Annotated in this window: 24 protein-coding genes; 6 read left to right on the top strand and 18 right to left on the bottom strand. The window is 42.6% G+C overall.

The window, feature by feature from the left end; all coding sequences use genetic code 11:
• The 4 genes from B4C48_RS03650 to B4C48_RS03635 form a co-directional block, all read left to right on the top strand.
• Positions 1 to 1,050: MFS transporter (locus B4C48_RS03650; protein ID WP_291354257.1), on the top strand; the 1,050-nt coding region annotated here is incomplete at its 5' end.
• Between the two features lie 317 nt (positions 1,051 to 1,367).
• Positions 1,368 to 2,717, top strand: coding sequence for an aromatic acid/H+ symport family MFS transporter (locus tag B4C48_RS03645; RefSeq protein WP_291354256.1), 1,350 nt, complete (start codon positions 1,368 to 1,370; stop codon positions 2,715 to 2,717).
• Positions 2,718 to 3,140: 423 nt separating this feature from the next.
• A complete protein-coding gene (locus B4C48_RS03640) occupies positions 3,141 to 3,491 on the top strand; it encodes a hypothetical protein (protein ID WP_291354255.1) in 351 nt (116 codons plus the stop codon).
• A gap of 31 nt (positions 3,492 to 3,522) precedes the next feature.
• Positions 3,523 to 3,846 carry an ankyrin repeat domain-containing protein gene (locus tag B4C48_RS03635; protein ID WP_291354254.1) on the top strand — a complete coding sequence of 108 codons (324 nt, stop codon included), beginning with the start codon at positions 3,523 to 3,525 and terminating at the stop codon, positions 3,844 to 3,846.
• Between the two features lie 61 nt (positions 3,847 to 3,907).
• Here the strand turns inward: B4C48_RS03635 and B4C48_RS03630 are convergent, their stop codons facing one another.
• Positions 3,908 to 4,468 carry a type 1 glutamine amidotransferase domain-containing protein gene (locus tag B4C48_RS03630; protein ID WP_291354253.1) on the bottom strand — a complete coding sequence of 187 codons (561 nt, stop codon included), beginning with the start codon at positions 4,466 to 4,468 and terminating at the stop codon, positions 3,908 to 3,910.
• Between the two features lie 455 nt (positions 4,469 to 4,923).
• Here B4C48_RS03630 and B4C48_RS03625 point away from each other — a divergent pair, with 455 nt between their 5' ends.
• Positions 4,924 to 6,108: a PQQ-dependent sugar dehydrogenase gene (locus tag B4C48_RS03625; RefSeq protein WP_291354252.1), complete on the top strand. Its 1,185-nt coding sequence runs from the start codon at positions 4,924 to 4,926 to the stop codon at positions 6,106 to 6,108.
• Positions 6,109 to 6,177: 69 nt separating this feature from the next.
• Here B4C48_RS03625 and B4C48_RS03620 read toward each other — a convergent pair whose 3' ends face one another.
• The 6 genes from B4C48_RS03620 to ribF form a co-directional block, all read right to left on the bottom strand.
• Entirely contained in the window at positions 6,178 to 7,218 is a 1,041-nt protein-coding gene (locus B4C48_RS03620) for a TauD/TfdA dioxygenase family protein (protein ID WP_291354251.1), read from the bottom strand.
• Between the two features lie 407 nt (positions 7,219 to 7,625).
• Positions 7,626 to 8,168: an NADPH-dependent FMN reductase gene (locus B4C48_RS03615; RefSeq protein WP_291354250.1), complete on the bottom strand. Its 543-nt coding sequence runs from the start codon at positions 8,166 to 8,168 to the stop codon at positions 7,626 to 7,628.
• 150 nt (positions 8,169 to 8,318) lie between these two features.
• Complete coding sequence (locus B4C48_RS03610; RefSeq protein WP_291354249.1) at positions 8,319 to 8,801, bottom strand: FKBP-type peptidyl-prolyl cis-trans isomerase; 483 nt, start codon at positions 8,799 to 8,801, stop codon at positions 8,319 to 8,321.
• Complete coding sequence (lspA, locus tag B4C48_RS03605; RefSeq protein WP_291354248.1) at positions 8,794 to 9,336, bottom strand: signal peptidase II; 543 nt, start codon at positions 9,334 to 9,336, stop codon at positions 8,794 to 8,796. Before lspA ends, B4C48_RS03610 begins: the two co-directional genes overlap by 8 nt.
• The gene (ileS, locus tag B4C48_RS03600) at positions 9,329 to 12,175 is read right to left on the bottom strand and encodes an isoleucine--tRNA ligase (RefSeq protein ID WP_291354247.1); all 2,847 of its coding nucleotides are present in this window, start codon (positions 12,173 to 12,175) and stop codon (positions 9,329 to 9,331) included. The genes lspA and ileS overlap by 8 nt, the downstream gene beginning before the upstream one ends.
• 63 nt (positions 12,176 to 12,238) lie before the next feature.
• Complete coding sequence (gene ribF / locus B4C48_RS03595) at positions 12,239 to 13,240, bottom strand: riboflavin biosynthesis protein RibF (protein WP_291354246.1); 1,002 nt, start codon at positions 13,238 to 13,240, stop codon at positions 12,239 to 12,241.
• A gap of 327 nt (positions 13,241 to 13,567) precedes the next feature.
• Here ribF and B4C48_RS03590 point away from each other — a divergent pair, with 327 nt between their 5' ends.
• Complete coding sequence (locus B4C48_RS03590) at positions 13,568 to 14,131, top strand: 5'-nucleosidase (protein WP_291354245.1); 564 nt, start codon at positions 13,568 to 13,570, stop codon at positions 14,129 to 14,131.
• A 79-nt stretch (positions 14,132 to 14,210) separates the two neighbouring features.
• On the opposite strand, the gene B4C48_RS03585 is transcribed toward B4C48_RS03590, so the two are convergent.
• The 11 genes from B4C48_RS03585 to B4C48_RS03535 all read right to left on the bottom strand — a co-directional run.
• Positions 14,211 to 14,825, bottom strand: coding sequence for a TetR/AcrR family transcriptional regulator (locus B4C48_RS03585; protein WP_291354244.1), 615 nt, complete (start codon positions 14,823 to 14,825; stop codon positions 14,211 to 14,213).
• Positions 14,826 to 15,203: 378 nt separating this feature from the next.
• Positions 15,204 to 16,013, bottom strand: a complete 810-nt coding sequence (locus B4C48_RS03580; RefSeq protein ID WP_291354243.1) for an ABC transporter ATP-binding protein — start codon at positions 16,011 to 16,013, stop codon at positions 15,204 to 15,206.
• Positions 16,014 to 16,023: 10 nt separating this feature from the next.
• A complete protein-coding gene (gene ssuC / locus B4C48_RS03575) occupies positions 16,024 to 16,839 on the bottom strand; it encodes an aliphatic sulfonate ABC transporter permease SsuC (protein WP_291354242.1) in 816 nt (271 codons plus the stop codon).
• Complete coding sequence (gene ssuD / locus B4C48_RS03570) at positions 16,839 to 18,014, bottom strand: FMNH2-dependent alkanesulfonate monooxygenase (protein WP_291354241.1); 1,176 nt, start codon at positions 18,012 to 18,014, stop codon at positions 16,839 to 16,841. The genes ssuC and ssuD overlap by 1 nt, the downstream gene beginning before the upstream one ends.
• Positions 18,015 to 18,030: 16 nt before the next feature.
• A complete protein-coding gene (locus B4C48_RS03565) occupies positions 18,031 to 18,963 on the bottom strand; it encodes a sulfonate ABC transporter substrate-binding protein (protein ID WP_291354265.1) in 933 nt (310 codons plus the stop codon).
• A gap of 88 nt (positions 18,964 to 19,051) precedes the next feature.
• On the bottom strand, positions 19,052 to 20,014 hold the full coding sequence (locus B4C48_RS03560; RefSeq protein WP_291354240.1) for a sulfonate ABC transporter substrate-binding protein: 963 nt from the start codon (positions 20,012 to 20,014) through the stop codon (positions 19,052 to 19,054).
• A gap of 330 nt (positions 20,015 to 20,344) precedes the next feature.
• On the bottom strand, positions 20,345 to 21,697 hold the full coding sequence (gene argA / locus B4C48_RS03555) for an amino-acid N-acetyltransferase (RefSeq protein WP_291354239.1): 1,353 nt from the start codon (positions 21,695 to 21,697) through the stop codon (positions 20,345 to 20,347).
• Positions 21,698 to 21,829: 132 nt separating this feature from the next.
• Complete coding sequence (locus B4C48_RS03550; RefSeq protein ID WP_291354238.1) at positions 21,830 to 22,186, bottom strand: RcnB family protein; 357 nt, start codon at positions 22,184 to 22,186, stop codon at positions 21,830 to 21,832.
• A gap of 235 nt (positions 22,187 to 22,421) precedes the next feature.
• Positions 22,422 to 22,823, bottom strand: coding sequence for an RcnB family protein (locus B4C48_RS03545; RefSeq protein ID WP_291354237.1), 402 nt, complete (start codon positions 22,821 to 22,823; stop codon positions 22,422 to 22,424).
• 299 nt (positions 22,824 to 23,122) lie between these two features.
• The gene (locus tag B4C48_RS03540; RefSeq protein WP_291354236.1) at positions 23,123 to 23,278 is read right to left on the bottom strand and encodes a hypothetical protein; all 156 of its coding nucleotides are present in this window, start codon (positions 23,276 to 23,278) and stop codon (positions 23,123 to 23,125) included.
• A gap of 188 nt (positions 23,279 to 23,466) precedes the next feature.
• Positions 23,467 to 23,919, bottom strand: a 453-nt coding sequence (locus tag B4C48_RS03535) for an SDR family NAD(P)-dependent oxidoreductase (RefSeq protein WP_291354235.1), incomplete at its 5' end; no start/stop codon positions are given.

The raw sequence follows: 23,919 nt of genomic DNA, 5'->3' as shown, positions 1-23,919 counted from the left end.
GGTTTTACATTTTTGGGTGGATTTGCAACGAATCCAACAGAGTTTGGTATTTTACGTTTTATTGCAGGTTTAGGGATTGGTGGCGTATTACCAAACCTTGTTGCTTTAACGTCTGAATATGCGCCTAAACGTTTAAAAAGTACCCTTGTAACCACAATGTTTAGTGGTTATGCCGTAGGCGGTATTATGGCTGCATTATGTGGTTCATGGTTTGCACCAAGTTTTGGCTGGAAAATTATGTTCTTCATTGCCGGTATTCCATTACTTTTTGTGCCACTTTTTTGGAAGTTCTTACCTGAGTCTTTAACTTTCCTGGTTAAAGAACAAAAAATGAATGAAGCACGTCGTTTTATCAAACGAGTTGAGCCAACTGCAGACGTACGAGCAGATACTGAACTCGTTCTAGCAACAGGCGATCAGACACACAGTGCATCAGTAAAAGCTTTATTTTCAGAAAACCGTGCCCCAGGAACATTCTTGTTTTGGGTCGCTTTCTTCATGTGCTTGCTCATGCTTTACGCACTTGGGAGCTGGTTACCAAAACTGATGATGGCTGCAGGTTATTCTTTAGGTAGCAGTTTAATGTTCTTATTAGCACTGAATATTGGTGCAGTAATTGGAACGATTGGTGGTGGTATTTTAGCAGACCGTTTTGACTTTAAACCTGTTCTTATTGGCATGTTAATTGTTGGTGTACTGTCTTTGGTTGGTTTAGGCTTTAATTCTCCACAGCCTGTTATTTACTTACTTGTCAGCTTGGCAGGTGCATCATCGATTGGTACCAGTATCTTGTTATATAGCTTTGTTGCGCAATACTATCCGGTCGCAGTACGTTCTACTGGTATTGGTTGGGCTTCTGCTGTGGGACGTACCGGTGCAATTGTTGGTCCAATCGTAATTGGTATGCTGCTTGGTATGGAATTACCACATAAATGGAACTTTATCGCGGTTGCAATTCCAGGCATCATTGGCATGATCGCTATTTCCATGATTCGTCAACCAAAACCTGTTCGTATGGTAGTGAAACAATTGAAAGTAGCCAAAATTTAAACTGCTGTTTGGTTTATCCATTAAAAAAAGCCCCTTTGAATGAAGGGGCTTTTGCATATCTTTTGTACAAGATCAAATTCATCAAAAAAATCCGCTAAAAATTTCAATTTAATTAAAAAAACGATGATTAAGTATTCAATAGTGTATTTAAGTAAGTGTGATACATCACGCAAATAAATACTTTTAACTAGGTCATAGCGGAATATCAATTAGTCTTATTGTGTGCTAAATCCGGCTTGCGTATATTGCCTGAAATTAAATATTCAGCTGAAGATTTAATTAATGTAATGGACAAGTACTCATGGGAGATGAGAACGATGACAATGGAAACTGTAGATATAAATTCTGTAGTCGACAATGCGAAATTTACGCCTTTTCACTTCAATGTAGTTGCTTGGTGTTTACTGGTAATTTTATTTGATGGTTATGATTTGGCAATTAATGGTGTAACTTTACCACTATTAATGAAGGACTGGGGCCTAAGTGCCGTTCAAGCGGGAATGCTTGCCAGTACAGCTCTTGCAGGCATGATGTTTGGTGCGATGATCTTTGGTTCCTTGGCGGACAAGATTGGTCGTAAGAAAGTCATTATGATCTGTATTGTTTTATTTAGCGGTTTAACCTTTGCAGGTGGTTTTGCTTCTAACCCAACTGAATTCGGTATTTTACGCTTCCTTGCCGGTTTGGGTATTGGTGGTGTGATGCCAAACCTGGTGGCACTGACTTCTGAATATGCGCCACAAAAGATGCGCAGTACCTTGGTCACCACCATGTTCAGTGGTTATGCGGTAGGTGGGGTGATGGCTGCCTTACTAGGATCTTGGTTTACCCCTGATTTTGGTTGGCAAGTCATGTTCTTTATTGCAGGTATTCCCTTATTTTTACTGCCTGTAATCTGGAAATTCCTGCCTGAATCTTTAGCATTTATGGTAAAGCAAAATAAGCAGGCTGAAGCGCGTCGTATTGTGCGTCGCTTGTCACCGAATACCCAGGTTACGGACCAGACTACATTTACTTTGCCACAGGAAAGTGTACCTGAAGCGGCAAACGTGGTGAGCTTGTTCCGTCGCGGTCGTGCAACCAATACCTTATTGTTCTGGGTTGCGTTCTTCACCTGCTTGCTGACCATGTATGCTTTGAGCAGTTGGTTACCGAAGTTAATGATGGCGGCAGGTTACTCGATGGATAACAGCCTGATGTTCATGATGGTCATGAACGTGGGTGCGGTTGTCGGTATTGTGGGTGGCGGTATTCTTGCGGATCGTTTCCACTTGAAACCTGTATTGATGGTCCTCGGTATGATGGGTGCGGTTGTGATGAGCTCAATGGGCTTTGCATCTAACCAATTCTTACTTTACATTCTGGTATTCCTAGCTGGTGCAGCGTCAATCGGTTCACAAATGTTGCTATATAGCTATGTGGCGCAGTTCTATCCACTTGCAGTGCGTTCGACAGGTATTGGCTGGTCATCTGCAATTGGTCGTATGGGCGCGATTGTAGGCCCAATCCTGATTGGGGGCTTACTCGGTATGAACCTGCCTGCGCACTTCAACTTTATGGCAGTTGGTTTACCGGTATTAATTACTGCGATTGCTGTAGCGTTGATTATGCATGACGATGAGTCTGAAAAGATTGGGTCAGCTGAACCCGTAGTGTCTAAAGCTTAAAATTTAAGTTTTAAAAAGAAGCCTCCGAAAGGGGGCTTTTTTAATATTAATGGTTGATTGAAAAATAAACATTGTGTATTAATACTGTTAATTTTCATTATTTTAGATAACAGGTAAAAATGACTACTAATAAATTGGGAGAAAATAATTATCGAATCTTACTAGACTCAAGATGGTCATTAGCAGACTTAAATAATTTTACTCGCTTATATATACAAAATTATGCGTTTATCTATTGCTTAGAAAATATTACAGGAACTATAAATTCAGCTTCTTTTTTTATAAGAGATAGAAGATCTTAAGCTAAGAGAGGGCCTTACATATGTAAATGCTTATCATATTTTTGCAAGACATATTCCAGCAGAAGATAAACCTGTTATTCGTGCCATAACTTATGCTTCTCCTGGATTTATTGAATTAATATTGAATTATGAAGTAGCAAAAAAGATTGCTGAATCTATTACACTTTTTTTAGCTTTGTTTAATGAATCTTACTCTGCCTATAAACATTTAAAAGAAATTTATAGTAATTTAGGTAAAAGACGTAAGGAAAAACATGACAGCTCATTAAAATTGGCAGCAAAAGAAGTTAGAGAAGTAAAAAGGCTTAATGAGGAATTGGCGAAAAGTTTAGGATATTCAAATTTAGCTGATTTATATCAAAAAGTTGGAGATCCAGAAGAAGTCTCAAAACTTCTTATGGCTCATTATCGTAGAATGCAAGCAATGTCACAATTTGTGCAAGAGAATAAAGCAGATTTTCCTTTAGAATAAAGGAGTATCTTTAAAATAAAGTTATTATCCTATGAACATCAACTCATTCTCTCCAATCCCTGAAGATGATGACGAACTGCATCTTCCTGAACTGGTGTACTGGGCATCCTTAGGCGACATTGACCAGGTCGAACAGGGCATCAAGGATGGTCTGGACGTCAACTCTGTCGATGAAGAAGGTTATAGCGCCTTACATGCAGCAGCTGAAAACGATCATCTAGAGGTCGTAAAGCTATTGATTAGTAAAGGTGCAGATATTAACCATCGCAGTACTTATACAGCTTTAGAACTTGCTGAAATGGCAGGGAATCAAGAAATAGTGAATTATCTAAAGAGTCTAAAAGGATTGGCTTAAATCAATCATTTAAAAAAAGGAGCCCCACAAGTTGGGGTTCCTTTTTGGCAACAGCTTAGAATTACGGGATAATATCCATATCCACTTCCAGTTCTTCCACAATCGCGGTATTAAAAGCAGGTAAGTCATCCGGATTACGTGAAGTAATCAGTACCCAACCATTGGTATTGCAGCGGTGCACTTCTTCATCGACCCATTTTGCACCAGCATTTTGCAGATCCAGCTTAATACTTTTATAAGAAGTCAGATGTTTATCTTTGACCCGACCTGCATCAATCAGTGCCCATGGCCCATGACAGATCGCTGCAATCGGTTTCTGGTTATCGGCAAAGGACTGAATGATGCGCTGGGCATCTTCATTAATACGTAATTTATCAGCATTTACTGTCCCGCCAGGGATTACTAGCAAATCATAATCTTCTGCATTGACTTCATGCATGGTGGTATCGGGTGTGTATTGTGCACTTGGCTTGCTATCGCCTTCCATGGTTTGTACATCTTCATTTTTTTCTGCAGCATGAATCACCACAAAACCATGCGACTGCAAGAAATCCAGAGGCTGGACTAATTCATCGTGTTCAATGCCCACGTTCGAGGTGATAAACAGAACTTTCTTGACCATAATTGTATATCTCAATATCTGCCAGGGTCTTTAGCTTAGCAATAAGGCATTTTTTGAAATGTTGCTTTTTTAGCCTTCGACTGTAAGTATTTATAGAAGAAAAGCCTGATAGAACAACAGAGAAAAACAATAGATGAAAAAAGCCCCGATATCCTATCGGGGCTTTTTTTGTATGCGCTGCTTAGGTATAACGGCTGTTTTACCTCACATCCTGATGCTCAAACTTATAATTATTGTTTTAGGTTTGGGAAACCTCCTGTTTCCTGATGAATTCAGAATAAGAAATTTATCCGGAAGGAGATATAAGCCAATAGAACTATTTTGTGTACGTAATCTCTTACACAATCTAACAAATAAAGCGAAATGAAAGTTTGTTACTAATAAAAAATAGTGATTTTCAATATATTACTTAGAATAAAAGGGATGATCTATTTGAAGGGAACAGGATAATAACGATGAAAATATTCCGACAGCATATGCTGACCACCATCATATTAATCAGTACATCAAGTTTAACCGCCTGTAATGCACAAACGGACTCTGTAAATTCTGCATCCAAGTCAGCCATAGAAACAGCATCTTCCAAACCTTCTACAAGTTCGGTTAATCAAGCTTATAAATTGACAAGCCTCGCACAGTTTAATGAACCGTGGGCGATTGCATCTTTAAAGGATGGGCGTTTACTGGTTACTGAAAGAAAGGGAAAGTTACAGTTATTTGATCCTACAACCGGACAAAAAACTGAAGTCAAAGGTTTACCTAAAGTGGCCTATGGTGGACAAGGCGGCTTGGGTGATATTGCCTTGCATCCACAATTTGAACAGAACCATATCATTTACCTAAGTTATGCAGAGGCGGGACAGGGCGGTTATGGTGCTGTCGTTGCTCGGGGTGAATTAGATCTATCTAATAGTCAGAAACCGCAAGTTAAAAATTTAAAAACCATCTGGAAACAGGTGCCTAAAGTCCAAGGACAGGGGCACTATTCGCATCGGTTGTTATTTGGTTCCGACGGAAAGTTATGGATTAGTTCCGGTGAACGTCAGAAGTTTGATCCTGCCCAAGATATGCAATCTAATTTAGGCAAAATATTACGTTTAAATGATGATGGTACGCCAGCTGCAGCTAATCCATTTACGAATCAAGGAGAGATCGCAAAACAGGTCTGGTCATTGGGTCACAGAAATCCATTAGGTATAGCATTTGATCCTAAGGGTAAACTTTGGGTGGTGGAAATGGGGCCTAAAGGTGGTGATGAACTGAATTTGATTATAAAAGGTGAAAATTACGGTTATCCGCTGGTTTCAAATGGCGATCATTATGATGGCAAAGATATTCCTGACCATAATACCCGTCCTGAATTTAAAGCACCTGAAATCAGCTGGACACCAGTTATTTCCCCATCTAGCCTGATTTTTTATCACGGTTCGCAATTCCCGGCATGGAAAAATAAAGCCCTGATTGGCGGTTTATCGTCCAAATCTATTGTTGTGGTGGATACAGCCATGAAACCTGTGACTGAAGTACAGCGTCTGGATATGAAGCAACGTATCCGTGATGTGCTGGAAGCGCCAGACGGTTCAATCTGGGTGCTCGAAGATGGTAACAATGCCAGACTGTTGAAAATGACTACAAAATAATACGATTGATAGAAATTAAAAGCCCCGAGTGGGGCTTTTGAAATAACGGGTATGCATGATTGCAGTGAATCAGGCTGCGTAATGCTCATCTGCATTAAATACATTGGCCTGGATCTGGATCAGTTTACGGTTGCCTTGTTCACCATTCATGCGCCAATGGGCAATCTTGATATTATCTACAATGGCAACATCACCTTTCTGCCATTGCAGTAACAGCGCATCGCGGTACATGGCATCAAAAAAGGCCTGCTTCTCTTGATCGTTCCATTCCACTTGCTCCCCGTGCTGGTTAAAAATTTCCCAGGTCAGCTGCATGCCACCCGCAGTAGAATCCAGCTCAATATCTCCACGATTTTCAAAGCAGTTTTGTGCTGCTTGATGGGCAAATGGATTGGTATTGTTGGCAAATGCCCAAGGTTGCACGACCAGTTTTTGCGTAACAGGATGCTTAATGACCAAGGGCGAACGTTGCAACGTCAGCTTGGCTTTTTTGTCCGCGCGTATGGAGACACTAAATGGACTTTTTTTCAGCAAAATCCGGTCGATAAAATTGACCTTGCGTGATGAAACATAAGAAAAATGGTTCCAGGTGCCCTGGTATTTTTGCTTGATGGTCTCTGGAAAGTTTTCCCAAATCTGTTCCAGATTATTAAATCCTGTTTCTGCCAGATAAGTTGAGGGTTCCTGACAATAGAGCGCAATATAGCGTGAGCGTTCCGAACGTACGCCACCTTCAACATGCGGACCTTGGATCGAGTTCTCTACTGGGCCAAGCTGAACGGTATTACGGTCAATATAACGTCGATAATCGCCTGCACCTAAAATACTTTCACTGTATTTACGCATCCATGATGCAACCCAGCTTGGCATATTAGGATTAAAAGAATTCCAGGGCTGTAATTTGAATTGCTGTTCAATCAGCTGATGAAATTCGTCAGTATGCTGGATGTTAAATCCACGGAAAATTAAAATACCGTACTGGTGCAACTGTTGCATCAGCTGTTCACGATTGCGTTCAATATATTGGGCTAAGTCAAGCGCTGTATTGCTATTGTCTGGGGCAATAAACAATTTAGCGTAATCGCTCAGCAAATGATGTTCTAATTGCATTTCTTTTCTCTCAAGCATTTTTATTGTTTTGTTTAGGAGCTTGGAATAATTCTGGGGAATATTCCAGTGATTCTTCATTTTTGCATGGTTGTGATTATAGAGTTTGAAATTTCAATATCATGTAAATTTACTGGTTTTGCTGCAAGTTTTCGATAAATGGTCAGGCGAATCCAGCAGGCATAAAGAAAAAGCCCCGACATCCTGTCGAGGCTTTTTATATTCTTTCTAAGGTATAACTCCTGTCGTACCTTGCAGCATCCTGCTGTTATTATCGCTTATCTTTTTAGTTTTAAGCTTAGAGACTTCCTGTCTCGGTATGAGTTAAATATATCGTGAAAGGTAATGTATGAAAAGTGGACATATTCGGCAACCCTTGTAAGCTTAAACGTACAATAGTCTTCCGCACATCAGGCGCTTACATATTGAATCAGTTTGTCTAGCGCACCTTTTAAGGTTTTCTCGTCAAATTCATTTGGTTCAAATTCTTCGGTTTTATTACGTGAAAAAATATCGCGAATTTCAATAATTGCATTGCTGTCAATTAAACCGAGCTGGGTGCCGACCTGACGAATCTGGTCAATGGAACGCGAGCCATTGGTTGCACCATAGCCAATATAGGCCGCCGGTTTGCCTTGCCATTCTTTACCGACGTAATCGAATGCATTTTTCAGGGCTGGGCTATAGCCATGATTATACTCAGGACTAATAAAAATGAAGGCATCGCCCGAAGCCACTTTATCTGCCCACTCTTGTTGTTTGGGTTGATCATAAATACCTGTAATTGGCGGATGACTACCGGCAAAAATTGGCAGATCCCATTCTTTTAAATCGACCAGTTCTGCCTGAACCGTACTGAAATTGGCCTGATCAATACTGCGTTTTACCCAACGCGCCACTTTAATAGCAGTCCGGCCTTCACGCACGCTACCAACGACAATATATATTTTCATGGATTGAGCCTAATTTTTTTAAATTTTCTTCTTTAACTTATTATGAATGTTATTTATTGAATATTATGGATTTGTATCTTCATCAATATCGCTGAAAACCGAAAATAAAAAAGCTCCCGCAGGAGCTTTTAAACGAAAAAGGCTGACACCTTACATAATTTTGATGCCTTGCTGGCCTGCGGGCGTCACTTTAAAGATTTCCACTTCAAAAGTAATATCTTTGCCGGCAAGCGGGTGATTAAAATCAATTTCAGTAATGTCTTCACCGACCGATTTCACCACACCAAACAGGCTTTGCTTGGCTTTATCTTCAAATTCAATCATATGACCGACAACAGGTGTCTGTTCGAATTTAACGGTGTCAAACTTTTGTACGTTTTCAGGATTCCAGGGACCAAAAGCCTCTTCAGGAGGAAGGCTCACGGTACGGCGGTCACCGGCACGTAAACCGAACAGGGCTTTTTCAAAACCCGGCAATAAGCTGCCATCACCCATTACCAGGCTGACAGGTTCTTCACGGCTACGGGTATTGTCAATTTCCACGCCATTTTCAATGGCAACCGAAAAATGCAGCTCGACTTTAGAGCCATCTTCAATACGAGTTTCTTCGTTTGGATTAATAAAATCAGTCATTTTGTTGCGCTTCCGCACGTTGAATACGTTGTTTCTCTAGGAAAAACGTATCGATCAATAGCAAGATAGTACCCACAGTAATGGCACTATCGGCAATATTAAAAGCAGGGAAGTGGCTGTTGTTGTAATAAACGTGAATAAAATCGACCACATAACCTAAGGATACCCGGTCAATCAAGTTACCGATGGCGCCGCCCAAAATCAGGGCAATTGCCATAGGTAGAACCACAGTTTTTTTCGGCATACGCATCAGCCAAAATACAAAAATTACAGACACTAAAGCTGCCAGCGAAGTAAAGAAATAACGTTGCCATCCACCGGCATCGGACAGGAAACTAAAGGCTGCGCCATAGTTATGTAACAATGTCCAGTTTAAAAAGGGCAGTACAGGTACCGGATCTGCATAATTCAGATGCGTCGTTGCAAACCATTTGGTCCATTGATCCAGAATAATCGCCACAATGGATAATCCCACCCACATTAAATTGTGTGGGTAGAATTGAAATAAGCCCTTTTTGTTGTGCGGATTAGGCATACTTTCTCTCTTCGCCTTGACCTGTAGGAAGGTTAATAATACAACGAGAACAAAGGCCTGGATGTTCATGATGTGTATTTACATCAGGCAGCACATGCCAGCAGCGTGCGCATTTCTCGCCGTCTGCTGCAGAAACTTTGACACGTAAACCTTCAAGCTCTGTAGCTTCACCTTGAGCTTCATCAAATGCATTTACAGTCACTTGAGAGGTGATCAGAACAAAACGAAGTTCATCACTTAACTGATCAAGCACTGTTTTCAATTCAGCATTGGCCCAAAGCTCAACTTTGGCAGACAGGTTAGAACCAATCAGTTTGGCATTACGCGCTGCTTCAATTTGCTTGTTCACCGCAGATTTAACCGCGATCAGGGTTTGCCAGTCGGCTTCAGAAACCAGGTTGGCAGTTGATGCAACAGGAATGTCATACCATTCGGCAGTGAATACGTACTTCTCGCTTTGACCCGGAATTAAAGGCCAAGCTTCTTGTGCAGTAAAGCTCAAGATCGGTGCCATCCAGCGTACAAAGGCCTGTACCAGATGATACAGCGCAGTTTGTGCAGAATGACGTGCCTGTGAATCTGCTTTGGTGGTGTATTGACGGTCTTTGATGATGTCGAGGTAGAAACCACCCAAGTCGTTAATACAGAAGTTGGTCAAGGCATTGGTCACGATATGGAAGTTCATATCTTCATAAGCTTGCTGAATGGTTTTTTGAACGTCAGCTGCACGTTGCAAGATGTATTGATCCAGTGCAATCAACTGATCAACAGGCAAGGCATCTGTAGCCGGCTGGAAACCATTCAGGTTCGCCAGTAAGAAACGCAAGGTGTTACGGATACGACGGTAACCATCTGATGCACGGCTAAAGATTTCTTTACCCGCCGTCATTTCATAACGGTAGTCCGCAGAAGCAATCCAGAAACGCAAACCATCCGCACCCATATCTTTAATGATGTCTTGCGGGGTGATCACGTTGCCAATCGATTTCGACATTTTGCGGCCTTTCTCATCGACCACGAAACCGTGAGTCAACAAACCTTTGTAAGGCGCGCGTTCGTTAATCGCAATTGAAGTCAACAATGAAGACTGGAACCAGCCACGGTGCTGGTCTGAACCTTCAAGATAAAGATCGGCTGGATCAGTCAGCTCTTCACGTTCACGTAGAACTGCATAATGAGTTGTACCTGAGTCGAACCAAACATCCAGGGTATCGCGTACTGCGTTGTACTGCTCAGCATCGGCACCGATAAATTCAGCCGCATCACGGTTGTACCAGCCATCAATACCTTCCTGCTCAATCAGTTTAGCAACTTCTTCAATCAGTTCAGGGGTACGTGGATGCAGTTCATTGGTGTCTTTGTGCACGAAGAATGGGATTGGCACACCCCAGGTACGTTGACGCGAGATACACCAGTCCGGACGGCCTTCAATCATCGCCTGAATACGGTTTTTACCCCAATCCGGCACGAAGCTAATGTCATTTTCAATCGCGTTCAAAGCGCCTTGACGTAAGCCTTTGGCATCCATGCTGATGAACCATTGCGGTGTAGCACGGAAGATAATTGGGGTTTTATGACGCCAGCAGTGTGGGTAGCTGTGCTTGATTGGGTGATGTGCCCAAAGTTTGCCCGCTTCACTTAAAGCTTCAATAATCTTTGGATTGGCTTTATAGATATGCTCACCGGCAAAAATAGGTGAAGTTGGCAGGTAAACACCGTTGCCGCCGACTGGATTGTCCACTTTCAGGTTGTACTGCAAGCCAACTTTATAATCGTCCACACCATGGCCAGGTGCGGTATGTACAGCACCAGTACCACTGGTCGCAATCACGTGTTCACCTAAAATAACTGGCACTTGGCGATCTGTAATTAAAGGATGTTGCAGCACCAGATTTTCAAGTTTACTACCTGCAAAATCAGCAATCACTTCAACGGTGGTAAAGCCGTAACGTTCAGTTGCAGATTCAACCAGGTCTTTAGCCAGGATAAAGTTTTGATCTGCTTTTTCTTCACCGCGAGCTTTGACCAACTGGTATTCAATTTCAGCGTGCAGGGCAACAGCCTGGTTGGCAGGCAGTGTCCAAGGGGTTGTAGTCCAGATCACGATATCGGTGCGATCAGTAACTTCAACACCTAAACGTGCAGACAGGTTTGCCAAATCAACTACCGTGAAACCGACATCAATCGCGTCTGATTTCTTATCTTCATATTCAACTTCAGCTTCAGCGAGTGATGAACCACAGTCCAGACACCAGTTCACTGGTTTCAGACCCGGTTCAATATGACCCGCTTTGGCAATGGCACCCAGTGAACGAACGATGTCCGCTTCCTGTTTGAAGTTCATGGTTAAATATGGATTGTCCCAATCACCAAACACGCCCATACGCACAAAGTCTTTTTTCTGTAATTCAACTTGCGTGTAGGCATATTCACGGCAGTGCTTACGGAAAGTTGCCGCATCCACTTTAACGCCGACTTTACCGACTTTTTCTTCGACTTTCAGTTCGATTGGCAGACCATGACAGTCCCAACCTGGCACATAAGGAGCATCAAAGCCATCCATGACGCGGCTTTTGATGATGATGTCTTTCAGCACTTTATTGACCGCATGACCTAAATGGATTTGACCATTGGCATAAGGAGGGCCATCATGAAGCACATATTTTTTCTTGCCAATACGCGACGCACGAATCTGCTGATAAATGTTGTCGGCATACCACTCTTCTAACCATTTTGCTTCACGTACTGCGAGATTTGCTTTCATTGCAAATTCAGTACCTGGGAGGTTTAGCGTGGCTTTATAATCCACTGCATTTTCAGGAGTTTGCTTATCGCTCATGCAAGTTGTCTTCCAATTTAATCAGTCTTAGGCTGACGCGTTTTACAATAAAAAATTTGGGATTTAAAAGGGAAAATGAGGTGTGTTTTGTCGAAACTCAAGTAGCTTCTCAACATCATCATCAATTCCCGCCTTCAATGCTTCAAGCGAAGGGTAGTCCTTTTCACCATGTAAATAGTTCAAGAATGTCACCCGCATTAACAGGCCATACAGATTAGCAGAAACATCAGGAAAATGTACTTCTAATCGCCATTCCGGATGGACTTGTTTGATGGCCGGTCGTGTTCCTACATGTCCTGCGCCAAACAGGGCAGTCGGTTCATAGCCTGCAATGCCTGGTTTTTCAGGATGGTCGGCTTTCACTTTATCTTTTAACGATTCGGTTTCACACACCACTTCTACGCCGTAAATGCCTTTTAAGCACGGTTTATGGCGGTTTAAGGCGACATTAATGGTAGGAAAATCGATGGTACGACCAATTTGATCGCCATATTGTACCCGACCGGTAATGCTATAAGGACGACCGAGTAATTTGGCAGCAAGAGCTAAATCGCCGGCTTGCAAGGTTTGGCGGATTCGGGTCGAGCTGACACGTTCGCCATTCAGTGCAACCGTTGTTAGGTTGGTAACCTGAAAACCATAGGCTTTTAAAAATTCACTATTGCCTTGACGGTTTTTGCCAAAGTGAAAGTCATCTCCCAATACCAGGCTGTGGGCATTCAATTTAAGTTTTAATAGTTCAGCAAAGGCTTCAGCATTTAAGCTACGGAAATAATTATCAAATTTTGCAACGGCAATGTAGTCGACACCGAGTTCGGTCAGATATTCCACTTTTTCACGCAGGGAAGTAATCCGTGGCGGAGCCTCATAACCTTTGAAGAATTCCAAAGGCTGTGGCTCAAAAATCATCACCAATGTTTTTAAATTTTCTGTGGCTGCCAGTTGTTTTAACTGGCTAATCATCGCCTGATGGCCCAAATGTACACCATCAAAATTACCAATGGTTACGGCAGTTTTTGGCAATTGAAAATTAGGCGCTAAAGCATTCAGGCGGAGCAGCTTCATGGGCGAATCAATAAATGAAAAATTATCAGGGCTATATATTGCCATAATCTTAGGCGTTCGTCTTGTTGTTGTGTTTTCATACAAAAAAATTATCCAAACTCTCCTAAAAAATAGCGAGATAGACAGATGCCAATGTACAGGGTGAATGGATTTGAGCCAGTTCTACGCCTGTTTAAAGCAAGATCAGGTCGATCAAGTAATCATGTGAATCGGGATGTATCACATGGGAAAGGCAGGATGCTACTCACAATGTTTAAGTTTGCACTCATGCATTAATTCTTTTCTAATGGGCACAATTTTCAATTTGCATGTAAATAAGGTGTTGTTATGTCTGATCTGGCTTTAATTATGGCATTGCCGAGTGAATCTAAAGGTTTATTTGAGCAGGCAGGCATCGAAGTCCATTACAGTGGTATCGGTAAAGTCAATGCAGCCTTTAAAGCCTTTGAAGTGATTCAAAAAACGGGTTGCACGACCTTATTGAACTTGGGTACTGCAGGAAGTTCACATTTTGATGCCCATGCACTGGTGGAGGTGAGCACCTTTGTACAGCGTGATATGGATGTATCTGCACTTGGTTTTGCCGTCGGAGTTACACCTATGGATGACGATCATCCTGCAGAAATTCATTTAGAACGCTTCTTCTATGATTTACCCCAAGGCATCTGTGGAACAGGGGACAGCTTTGAAACAGGCTTACCCAAAGTACCGTGTAATCTGGTCGATATGGAAGGCTATGCGATGGCCAAGGTCTGTAAAAAACTGGGGGTAAGATTTATTTCAGTGAAATATATTACCGATGGCGCCAATGACACTGCTCATCTGGATTGGGAGGAAAATTTATTATTAGGTGCCCAGAAATTATCAAAATTATACCAAACGATAAAATAAAGCGCTTGGGAGTGGCAATTCGGCGACCATAGAGGGCTATGGTCGTAGGCCAAAATTGTCATGCACGACAATTCAAGTTTTATGGACGAGGAATTACACCATATAGCATCATGTGTACCGTATGTTGAATACAACGTTGTTGCATGCTGCGGTTACGTAAGGTTTTACCTGTCACCATTTCCATTTGGGTGGCAAAATCTGCATAGTTTTGCGTTACTGCCCAAATATTTAAAATGAGCAGTTCAGGGTCGATTTCTTTAGAAATTTTACCTTGTTCCTGCCACATGCTAATCACTTTAGCCTTGCGCTTGACCAGTTTCTTTAACGGACCTTTTAAAATTGGCAAAATATGCGGTGCACCTTGAATTACTTCTAAAGCAAACAGACGCGATGCTTTTGGTTGCGTGCGCGACACTTCAATTTTTTGCAATAAATAATTGGTGATGGCTTCTTCAGGCTCTAGCTCTGTTTCCAGCATTTGCAGTGGTGCAAGCCATTTTTGTAAAACAGTGGTCAGCACTTCTACATAGAGTGCTTCTTTATTTTCATAATAATAGAAAATATTCGATTTATGCATTTCGGCAATTTGGGCAATCTCGTCTAAGCTCGCCCCATTAAAACCGTAAAGGGAAAACACATCGAGCGCTGCACTCAGCAATTGATGTCTTTTTTGTGTACTCTTTTTTTGTTCCATTAGCAAATTTAAGAAATTAAAGTGGAAACACAAATTGTACGGCAAATCGTCAGATTTGTGCATAAGCAAAAGTTTTAATTTTATGAATAATGACGATTTATTTTGTAGATGAGCTATGAAATTGCGATAAATTCAATAAAAGTAAAAAGTTGAACCAAAAAGATGGCTGTTTACTAGGCTCTGTATATTTTCAAGTGTTTCAATAAGATTAAAAATGAAAATATTTATGCCCGTCAGCGAGTGTAATACGGCAGGAAAATCCATCATTAAATAAAATTAAAGAATCTATTAACCTTTGCTGTACATCACTTCAAGATGAGCACCAATCAAGGCAAAATGCATCAGTGCTCATTTTAAATACGAATTGAAACAACAACATCAGGTGGCCAGGACTGCATTCAGTACTTGCTGTTCAAGTTCGGTAAATGCGTAATCTTTTTTACGTGGTCGCGGCAAATCGACTTTAAACTGCTGGGCAATGTGTCCCTTATCTAACAGAATAATCCGGTCGGCCAGTTGAACCGCTTCGCTGACATCATGGGTCACCAGAATTCCGGTAAAGCCTTGCTCGGTCCAGAGTTTCTCAATCAGGCTCTGCATCTCCAAACGGGTGAGTGCATCTAGCGCGCCTAAGGGTTCATCCAACAGTAAAATACGCGGCTTATGCGATAAGGCTCGGGCAAGTGCAGTACGCTGACGCTGACCGCCTGAAAGCTGCGATGGCCATAATCCGGCTTTTTCTTTCAGTCCCACTTTTTCCAGCAGGGCAGAAGCATTGTCTTGATGCTCTTTAGCTAAACCCAATTGTACATTCTGTTCAATGCTCCGCCATGGCAAAAGCCGTGGGTCCTGGAACATGACCCGAATGTCATCGCTAGTAATGCCTTCGCGAATATGACGTGCTGATTTAAACTTGATTTCGCCATAGCTTGGTTGTTCTAAATCTGCAATCAGACGCAGCAGGGTACTTTTACCGCAGCCACTACGACCCACAATAGCAAGAAATTCACCCGGCTGAATGTGCAGGTCCAGATCTTCCAGAACTTTCACTTCAGCATAAAATTTATGCAGCTGTTCAATCAGAATTTCTGCACCCACGACAGCATTCGGGTTGATATCTGTGCTAGCAGGTTGTTGCGGGATTGAGCGTTCTTCAGATGCATGACGCCCTATGCTTAAATCAGTCATGTCTTATTCCTTATTTTTGATAGCCCGCATGCCAGCGGAGCAAGTGTTTTTCCAAGCCTACTGCCAATACATCAGCCAGTTTGCCTAGCAGGGCATAAAGTAAAATCCCCACCAATACCACGTCAGTTTGTAAAAATTCACGGGCATTCATGGTCATATAGCCAATTCCGGATTGTGCAGAAATGGTTTCGGCCACAATCAGCAGCACCCACACCAGACCTAATGCAAAGCGTAAACCGACCAGAATAGACGGCATCGCACCTGGCAAAATAATCTCTTTGTATAGCTGCCAGCGGGTTAGGCCGTAACTTTTGCCCATCTCGATCAGTTGCGGATCTACCGAACGAATACCGTGATAAGTGTTGATATAGAGCGGGAAGAACACTCCGACTGCGACCAGAAATAGCTTGGCAGATTCGTCAATCCCGAACCATAAAATCACCAGAGGAATTAAGGCCAAAGCCGGAATATTACGGATCATCTGTAAAGTGGTATCCAGCAGGGTCGATGCGGTTTTAGAAGAACCATTCAGCAGACCGAGCAGTAAACCTAAACCACCACCGACCAATAAGCCTAGCAGGGCACGTCCGGCACTAACCTTCACGTGTTGCCAAAGTTCACCACTGATCAGTAGATGCCAAAACGCACTTACCACAGCACTCGGTGCCGGTAAAATACGGCTTTCCAAAAGCCCGGTACTGGATGCAATTTGCCAGATTAAAATCAGTGCAATCGGAACCAACCAAGGCAGCAAGCGCTGCCCAAATTGTGTTCCACGTGAAACCTTGGCTTTCGCCAAGCTTTCAGCAGAAATCGTTTTACTCATTAAGCCGGCTCCTGATGTTTAACTTCCTTTTTAGCCTCATCTGCAACATAGTTATTTGCCACAATTTCACCAAAAGGACCGGTTAAGTTCGGTTGAGCCAGTTTCTTGCGGGTTTCCAAAGGCAGTAACGGGAACACCAATTCTGCAAAACGGATGGATTCTTCAAGATGTGGATAGCCTGAGAAAATGAAGGTATCAATACCCAAATCCGCATATTCCTGAATACGTGCAGCCACCGTTTCAGGATCGCCCACCAGTGCTGTACCTGCACCGCCACGAACTAAGCCTACACCCGCCCAAAGGTTTGGAGAGACTTCAAGTTTGCTACGGTCACCGTTGTGCAGTTCAGCCATACGGCGTTGACCGACTGAATCCATCTGCTTGAATTTTTGTTGTGCAGCGGCAATGGTTGCATCATCTACATACTGGATCAGCTCTTCAGCAGCAGCCCATGCCTGTTCATTGGTTTCACGCACAATCACGTGTAAGCGGATACCGTAATTTAAACTGCGGCCTTTAGCGGCAGCTTTGGCTTTGACATTTTCAATTTTTTCTTTTACTGATGCAGGTGGCTCACCCCAAGTCAGGTAAGTGTCGACTTGATCCGTGGCTAAATCTACGGCTGCATCGGAAGAACCACCAAACCAAAGCGGTGGATAAGGTTGTTGTACCGGTGGATAAAGCAGTTTGGCATCTTCCACTTGTAAGCGTTCACCATTAAAGCTATAGCTTTCACCTGTGTGGGAACGTTTTAAAATTTCACGCCAGATGGTGGTGTACTCAGCTGCTGTTTTATAGCGTGTTGCATGATCTTCATACACGCCGTCACCCTTAAGCTCCTGTTCATCGCCACCGGTGACCAAATTTAGTAATACACGGCCACCAGACAAACGGTCAAAGGTTGCAGCCATACGTGCAGCCAGGGCAGGTGTGGTCACGACTGGACGTAATGCCACCAGGAATTTCAGGTTTTTGGTTGCATCAATCAGGCTGGCGGCGGTAATCCACGGATCTTCACATGAACGGCCAGTTGGAATCAGTACGCCTTCATAACCCAGGTTGTCTACCGCTACTGCAATCTGTTTCATGTATGCATGATCGACCTGACGGGCACCTTTGCTTGTACCTAAATAACGACTGTCACCATGCGTAGGAATAAACCAGAAAATTTTCATTGCTTTGATCCTTAGATTATTTGCCTGCCCAGACGGCTTGCTGAATATTGATAGATTTCGGAATGATCTTGAGTTCGCTAAAACGGTTGGCGAGTTCTTGCTGCTCGGCAATCACTTTCTTGCTGAGCAGAGCAGCATTAGACGGGTTCGGACGACGCTGGATAAAGGTCTGGCTGACCACCGGTTTCAGACCAGTGCTTTGGGCAAATAGAGTTGCAGTAGCCGCCTTGTGGCTTTGTACCCATTTATCTGCAACATTCACTTGCTTGATAATGCCTTTGAGTGCCTGCGGATGATTTTTAACTAAATCACTTGAAGCCAGATAGAAGGTATAATTTGGACTTAAGCCTTTGCCTGAAACCAGCACTTTGGCCTTATCTTCCACTTGAGCCGCAGCATAGTACGGATCCCAAATCGCCCAGGCATCAATCGCACCTTTCTGGAAAGCCGCACGTGCATCAGCCGGGCTTAACCAGATGGGCTGAATATCTGTCCATTGCAAACCGGCCTTGCGTACTGCCTGTACCAATAAATAATGCGAGCTTGAACCGCGGTGTACGCCGACACGTTTACCTTTGAGCTGGCTGAGCTGGGTAATTTTGGAGTTGCCGGGTACCAAAATGGCAGAAGATAAAGGTTTAGCCGTTTCATAAGCAAAATAGTGCTGTGGCTTATTGCCGGCCTGAGCATAAACAGGCGGTGTATCACCTGTGGCGCCGATATCAATCGAACCGACCGCCAGCGCTTCTAAAATTTGCGGACCGCCAGGAAATTCATTCCAGGTGATTTTTGCGTTAGGAAATTCCTGTTCAAACAGCTTTTGTTGCTGTGCAATCACAAGGTTGACCGAAGCTTTCTGATAACCCACACGCAGCTGTTTTACCGAAGGATCAACAGCCCAAGCCGCACTTGAACCCAACATCGCGCAAGCAACAAGCATGGCATGCATGCCATGACTGGAGGTTTTGAACCATGTAATTGCTGTGTTGTGTGGCCGATGTTGAGTCATGTTAAATCCCCCTAAATTTTTCTCTGTTTTACTTCGCTAAAATCGCGGCTTGAATATTGAGTTTGTTTGGAATCAGTTTCTGGCTATAAAATGCATCGGCAACATATTGCTGCTTTTGTATCACCTCGGCAGAAATGGGTTGCACACCAAAACCCATACGGGAAATAGATGTTTTCAGGATTTCATTTGATAGTCCTGTCGGTTTTTCCAGCAGCTTGGCAGCTTCATCCTGATGCTGGGAAACCCATTGTGTGGTGGTGTTGAGTTCATTCACGACTGCTTTCAGCACATCCGGATGCTGCTCGGCGAATTTACGGTCAGCTAAATAAAACTGATGGTTACTGACCAGGTTTTCACCAGTCGCAATGACACGGGCACCAATCTGCTTTTCAGCAGCAGCAAAGAACGGATCCCAAATCACCCAGGCATCAACTGCACCACGCTCAAATGCGGCACGTGCATCTGACGGCGGTAAGTACACCACCTGGATGTCATCTAAGGTCAGCTTGTTGGCTTCAAGCACTTTGAGCAACAAGTAATGCACGTTAGAACCTTTATTCAGGACAACACGCTTACCTTTTAAATCCTGGATGTTTTGAATGGCCGAATCTTTTTTCACAATGAGTGCCTCAGCTTTAGGTGCTGCCGGCTGGTTGGCGATATAAACCAGATTCGAATTGGCTGCCTGAGCAAAAATAGGTGGCGCTTCGCCTGCTTCACCCAAGGACACACTGCCGACATTTAAGCCTTCAAGCAGTTGCGGACCGGCAGGAAACTCGACCCATTTCACATTCACGCCTTGGTCTTTCAACGCTGTTTCTAAAGTGCCGCGTTCTTTAATAATCGGTAGCAAGCCATATTTTTGAAAACCGATATTTAAAGTCACGGTTTCAGCTTCTTTTTTTCCACAACCTGACATCATCATTGCGCCAGCAACTACTGAAGAAAGGACCAATGGTTTCGCCCAGAATTTTGCTTGAATGGCGCTCATGAACGTGTGCTCCGCAATAATGAAGTGTTGAATATTGAACACATACGCTAAAGCCTTTTCTTTTTCGAAAAAAATAAGAAAAGATAAATTTCTAATGAGGAAAAAAGATAAATAAAAAAAAGAAAAACTTATGCAGAAATGTGATTTATGAAGACAATTCAATAGTTGATTTTATTTAATTAAGTTGTTGTTATTAATTAATTTAGATTCTAAATCTTAAGCATGGATAAGGATATGCAAAAACGCTATAAACAAATCAGGATGAATTTGAAGAGGTTCCTCATAAAGATATAAAAAATAAAGATATAACAGCCATAAAAAAAAGCCACTTTAAAGTGACTTTTTGAAGACCAGGGAATTACGTTGGTAGTTATAGAGTGCCTGTCGTGCATTGGGCAGGTCATCCACACTGGCAGGTTCAAAACCATGCTCCACAAACCAGTGCGCAGTACGTGTGGTCAGTACAAACAGTTGCTGAATACCCAGACTTTTGGCTTTGTCTTCCAGATAATGCAGAATCTGGCTACCACGATTAGATTTGCGGTAGGTTGGATCGACCGCGACACAGGCAATCTCCGCGGATTTAATTTCATTGGCTGAAGCTGGAATTGGATACAGCGCGGCACAGGCTAAAATCATGCCATCACGTTCAATCACGGAAAACTGCTCAATTTCACTTTCCAATCGTTCACGTGAGCGATAGACCAGAATGCCTTCAGCTTCCAGTGGACGCAGCAGATTCATTAAACCACCGACATCCTGAATCGTTGCAGTACGCACATCTTCATAATGCGAATCGGTCATCATGGTACCTGCACCGTCACGGGTAAACAATTCTTCCAGCAAGGCGCCATCGTAAGTATAAGAAATCAGATGTACACGATTCACTCCTTTAAGCGAGGCATTTTTTGCCCCACGTAACTGCAAGGCGATATCGGGGTTAGAGTCCTGATATTGCAAGATCTGCTGATCGAGTTGATGCGGCGCTATTTCACGTTGCAATTGTCCAAATTCGTTGACCAGGCCCTGTTGTTTACCCAAGAAAATCAACTTGTCCGCTTTCAGCAAAATAGCGGTATTAGTAGCGACTTCTTCTGCGACCAAGTTGAACACCTCACCGGTATTGGAATAACCTGTGGGGCCAAGCAGCACAATATTATGGTTTTTCAGATGTCTTTGAATGGCATCGGTATCGACGGTGCGCACTTCACCGGTGAGCTGGAAATCAATACCATCACGAATGCCATAAGGTTTGGCGGTGACAAAATTGCCCGAGATCACATCAATACGCGCACCGTACATAGGTGAATTGGCCAGACCCATGGAAAGCAGGGCTTCAATTTGCAGGCGGATAGAACCCACTGCATTCATCACGCAGCTTAAAGATTCACGCGTGGTAATCCGGCGGTGATTATGAAATGGCGTTTGAATGCCGCTGGCTTTGAGGTTCTGGTTGATTTGCGAACGGGCGCCATGCACCAGAATCAGACGAATGCCTAAAGAATGCAGCAGGGCAATGTCATGGATAATATGCTGGAAATTTTCATGCTGTACTGCTTCACCATCAAACATGATGACAAAAGTTTTATTACGGTGAGCATTGATATAGGGCGCAGAATGTCGAAACCAATGCACATATTGTAAATTCGTGCTTTGTGATGTTTCCGATAAATTCGTTTGCATACCTATCTCAAAATTAAAAACTATTTCCTGCTTTGATTCTAATCAAAAAATGACGTGGGGGAAGCTAAAAAATAAAAAAACACCTGAATGGCGTTCAGGTGTTTTTTAGGGAATCGGAAACTTATGCCGGTATTAGTTGATAATGCGCACAATCCGGTCGGTACGTTCATTGACTAAGACATAGTCGCCGTTGACTTTGTACCATTGTTGATAACGGCCAGTATTGGGTAAACGGCGTGCGTCACGATCGCTGACTTTATAGCTAGATGAGCTGAATACACGCGGGAAGTTTTGCCCTGCACGCCAGTCACGGCTTGGGTTTACCTTCTTATTGTCATAACGGTTATTATTATCCCAACGTTTGTCCTGATGCGATGGAGCATGGTTATAACGTTGGTGATCATCATAACGATGATCCGGCGCTGCCATTGCAGAAGTTGCCATCAATGCAGATAAAGAAAGCGCAATCGTAGTTAGAACTTTTTTCATTACTTTCACCTTGGATCATTTTGAAGATGTTTTCGATAAGACAAAATTAACCAAAAATTAGAGATAAAAAATGAGAGCTATATAGTTGAATTGTGAAATTGATGGAGAAAAAAAGAAGAAAGCAAAAGTGCTAAAAACCAGTCAGATACAGAACTGTAGTGTAGAGACAAGATCAGTTTTAAAAAAATAAAAAAGCCCAAACTCAAGTTTGGGCGTGGAGAATTAAAAACTAAGTTTAGAAACCCTGAATACGTACAATATTATTGCTGTCGGTATCCACTAGAATATAGTCATTGTTGATTTTGTACCATTGCTGGTTACGCGACGGTTTAGGCAGGTCATGACTTTTATAGTCGACCTTATAACCATTACCACGGTAATGCTGTGGCATCACATATCCCGGTTGCCATTTATGCTGCTGTAGACGCTGGAAGCCGCGCTCTTCACGCATACGGCGTTTATCCTGCATCTCGTCATCATCTTCACGAAAATCGCGACCTTTATTATTAAATTTTTGCTGACCAGATTGATCCCAACCATAATGATTACCGTGTTTTTCATGAGGTGCAGCAGTGGTGATACTGTTTGCCATCAATGCACTGAAAGAAATTGCCAAAATTGTCAAAATCTTTTTCATGTTGAACCCTCATAAAAAGTATTAATTTCATTGATGCTAATGTACGAAAAAATTGCAGAGAAACTGTGAAGACAAATCACGCATTTCTTAAAAAATGCAGAGATAATAAGGATATTATTTAAAATAATCTCATGATTTAAAAATCTTCAACAATTTTATAGCGCTATTAAATACTAAAAAATTTTTTGTTGAAGAAAACTTTGTATCAATTTTTTGATATGGCGGTTATTAATTCAAAATTGTTCTAAAAAACTGCCTGAACAGCGGATTTGGCTTGATGGTTCAATACAGTTTTACGTTTAGTTCCATTGTTCAACCAAATCTTGTAGTGAGCTGACCGCTTCTGCAATGGCTTCTGCCTGTTGAGCATCATCCAAACCATGAATTAACACAGTGGAAAGTTGTAAATTTTCGATAATACGGATTGTTTCAATTCTACGTTTTTGATCGGCCATTACCCGTTCCTCATATAAGCTGCTGTTGAATGAGAATCAGCATAGGCTTGATTTTTTAATTTGTAAAACCGAATATTATTTTAATATTGATTTGAAAATACGATTTAAAGGCTTTTATGAGCTGAAATTTTAAAAAAAACAAGCATAAAAAAGAGAGCATCTGCTCCCTTTTTTGGTCTTTTCAAGCATTAATCCTGTGCATCAATGCTTTGACCATTTAGATGTAGGCTGTCATCACCCATTAAATACAGGTATGCCGGCATAATGCTTTCTGGTGTCGCCAAGGTTTTTGGATCTTCCTCAGGATAGGCTTTGGCACGCATGGCTGTACGGGTAGCACCCGGATTGATGCAGTTAAAACGCACGTTTGGATAAACATTTTCTTTGGCAAAAATCTGGTTCACCGCTTCAATGGCGATTTTTGATACCGAATATGCACCCCAACGCTCGCGTGCTTCACGGCCGACACCGGAACTGGCAAAGACTACAGAAGCATGCTCAGACTTTGCCAGTAAAGGCAACAGTTCCTGAGTCAAAATAAAAGGTGCACGCAGATTCACCGCCATCACATCATCCCAGACATCTACCGGGTAATGGGCCAGTTCGGTACGTTCCCCCAGAATTCCGGCATTATGCAAAAT

The sequence above is a fragment of the Acinetobacter sp. UBA3106 genome, assembly GCA_002365595.1.
Taxonomy (GTDB): Bacteria; Pseudomonadota; Gammaproteobacteria; order Pseudomonadales; family Moraxellaceae; genus Acinetobacter.
The sequence above is the reverse complement of the archived record's forward strand: the minus strand, read 5'-3'. Positions and strand labels throughout refer to the sequence as shown.

Bases quoted from the DNA above. Each gene is read 5' to 3' on its own strand.
- B4C48_RS03645 (WP_291354256.1), top strand. From the start codon at position 1,368: ATGACAATGGAAACTGTAGATATAAATTCTGTAGTCGACAATGCGAAA.
- ribF (WP_291354246.1), bottom strand. From the start codon at position 13,240: ATGAAGCTGCTCCGCCTGAATGCTTTAGCGCCTAATTTTCAATTGCCA.
- B4C48_RS03560 (WP_291354240.1), bottom strand. From the start codon at position 20,014: ATGAGCGCCATTCAAGCAAAATTCTGGGCGAAACCATTGGTCCTTTCT.
- B4C48_RS03610 (WP_291354249.1), bottom strand. From the start codon at position 8,801: ATGACTGATTTTATTAATCCAAACGAAGAAACTCGTATTGAAGATGGC.
- argA (WP_291354239.1), bottom strand. From the start codon at position 21,697: ATGCAAACGAATTTATCGGAAACATCACAAAGCACGAATTTACAATAT.
- B4C48_RS03545 (WP_291354237.1), bottom strand. From the start codon at position 22,823: ATGAAAAAGATTTTGACAATTTTGGCAATTTCTTTCAGTGCATTGATG.
- B4C48_RS03550 (WP_291354238.1), bottom strand. From the start codon at position 22,186: ATGAAAAAAGTTCTAACTACGATTGCGCTTTCTTTATCTGCATTGATG.
- B4C48_RS03540 (WP_291354236.1), bottom strand. From the start codon at position 23,278: ATGGCCGATCAAAAACGTAGAATTGAAACAATCCGTATTATCGAAAAT.
- B4C48_RS03580 (WP_291354243.1), bottom strand. From the start codon at position 16,013: ATGACTGATTTAAGCATAGGGCGTCATGCATCTGAAGAACGCTCAATC.
- B4C48_RS03620 (WP_291354251.1), bottom strand. From the start codon at position 7,218: ATGCAATTAGAACATCATTTGCTGAGCGATTACGCTAAATTGTTTATT.
- ssuD (WP_291354241.1), bottom strand. From the start codon at position 18,014: ATGAAAATTTTCTGGTTTATTCCTACGCATGGTGACAGTCGTTATTTA.
- B4C48_RS03635 (WP_291354254.1), top strand. From the start codon at position 3,523: ATGAACATCAACTCATTCTCTCCAATCCCTGAAGATGATGACGAACTG.
- ileS (WP_291354247.1), bottom strand. From the start codon at position 12,175: ATGAGCGATAAGCAAACTCCTGAAAATGCAGTGGATTATAAAGCCACG.
- ssuC (WP_291354242.1), bottom strand. From the start codon at position 16,839: ATGAGTAAAACGATTTCTGCTGAAAGCTTGGCGAAAGCCAAGGTTTCA.
- lspA (WP_291354248.1), bottom strand. From the start codon at position 9,336: ATGCCTAATCCGCACAACAAAAAGGGCTTATTTCAATTCTACCCACAC.
- B4C48_RS03625 (WP_291354252.1), top strand. From the start codon at position 4,924: ATGAAAATATTCCGACAGCATATGCTGACCACCATCATATTAATCAGT.
- B4C48_RS03615 (WP_291354250.1), bottom strand. From the start codon at position 8,168: ATGAAAATATATATTGTCGTTGGTAGCGTGCGTGAAGGCCGGACTGCT.
- B4C48_RS03590 (WP_291354245.1), top strand. From the start codon at position 13,568: ATGTCTGATCTGGCTTTAATTATGGCATTGCCGAGTGAATCTAAAGGT.
- B4C48_RS03565 (WP_291354265.1), bottom strand. From the start codon at position 18,963: ATGCATGCCATGCTTGTTGCTTGCGCGATGTTGGGTTCAAGTGCGGCT.
- B4C48_RS03585 (WP_291354244.1), bottom strand. From the start codon at position 14,825: ATGGAACAAAAAAAGAGTACACAAAAAAGACATCAATTGCTGAGTGCA.
- B4C48_RS03630 (WP_291354253.1), bottom strand. From the start codon at position 4,468: ATGGTCAAGAAAGTTCTGTTTATCACCTCGAACGTGGGCATTGAACAC.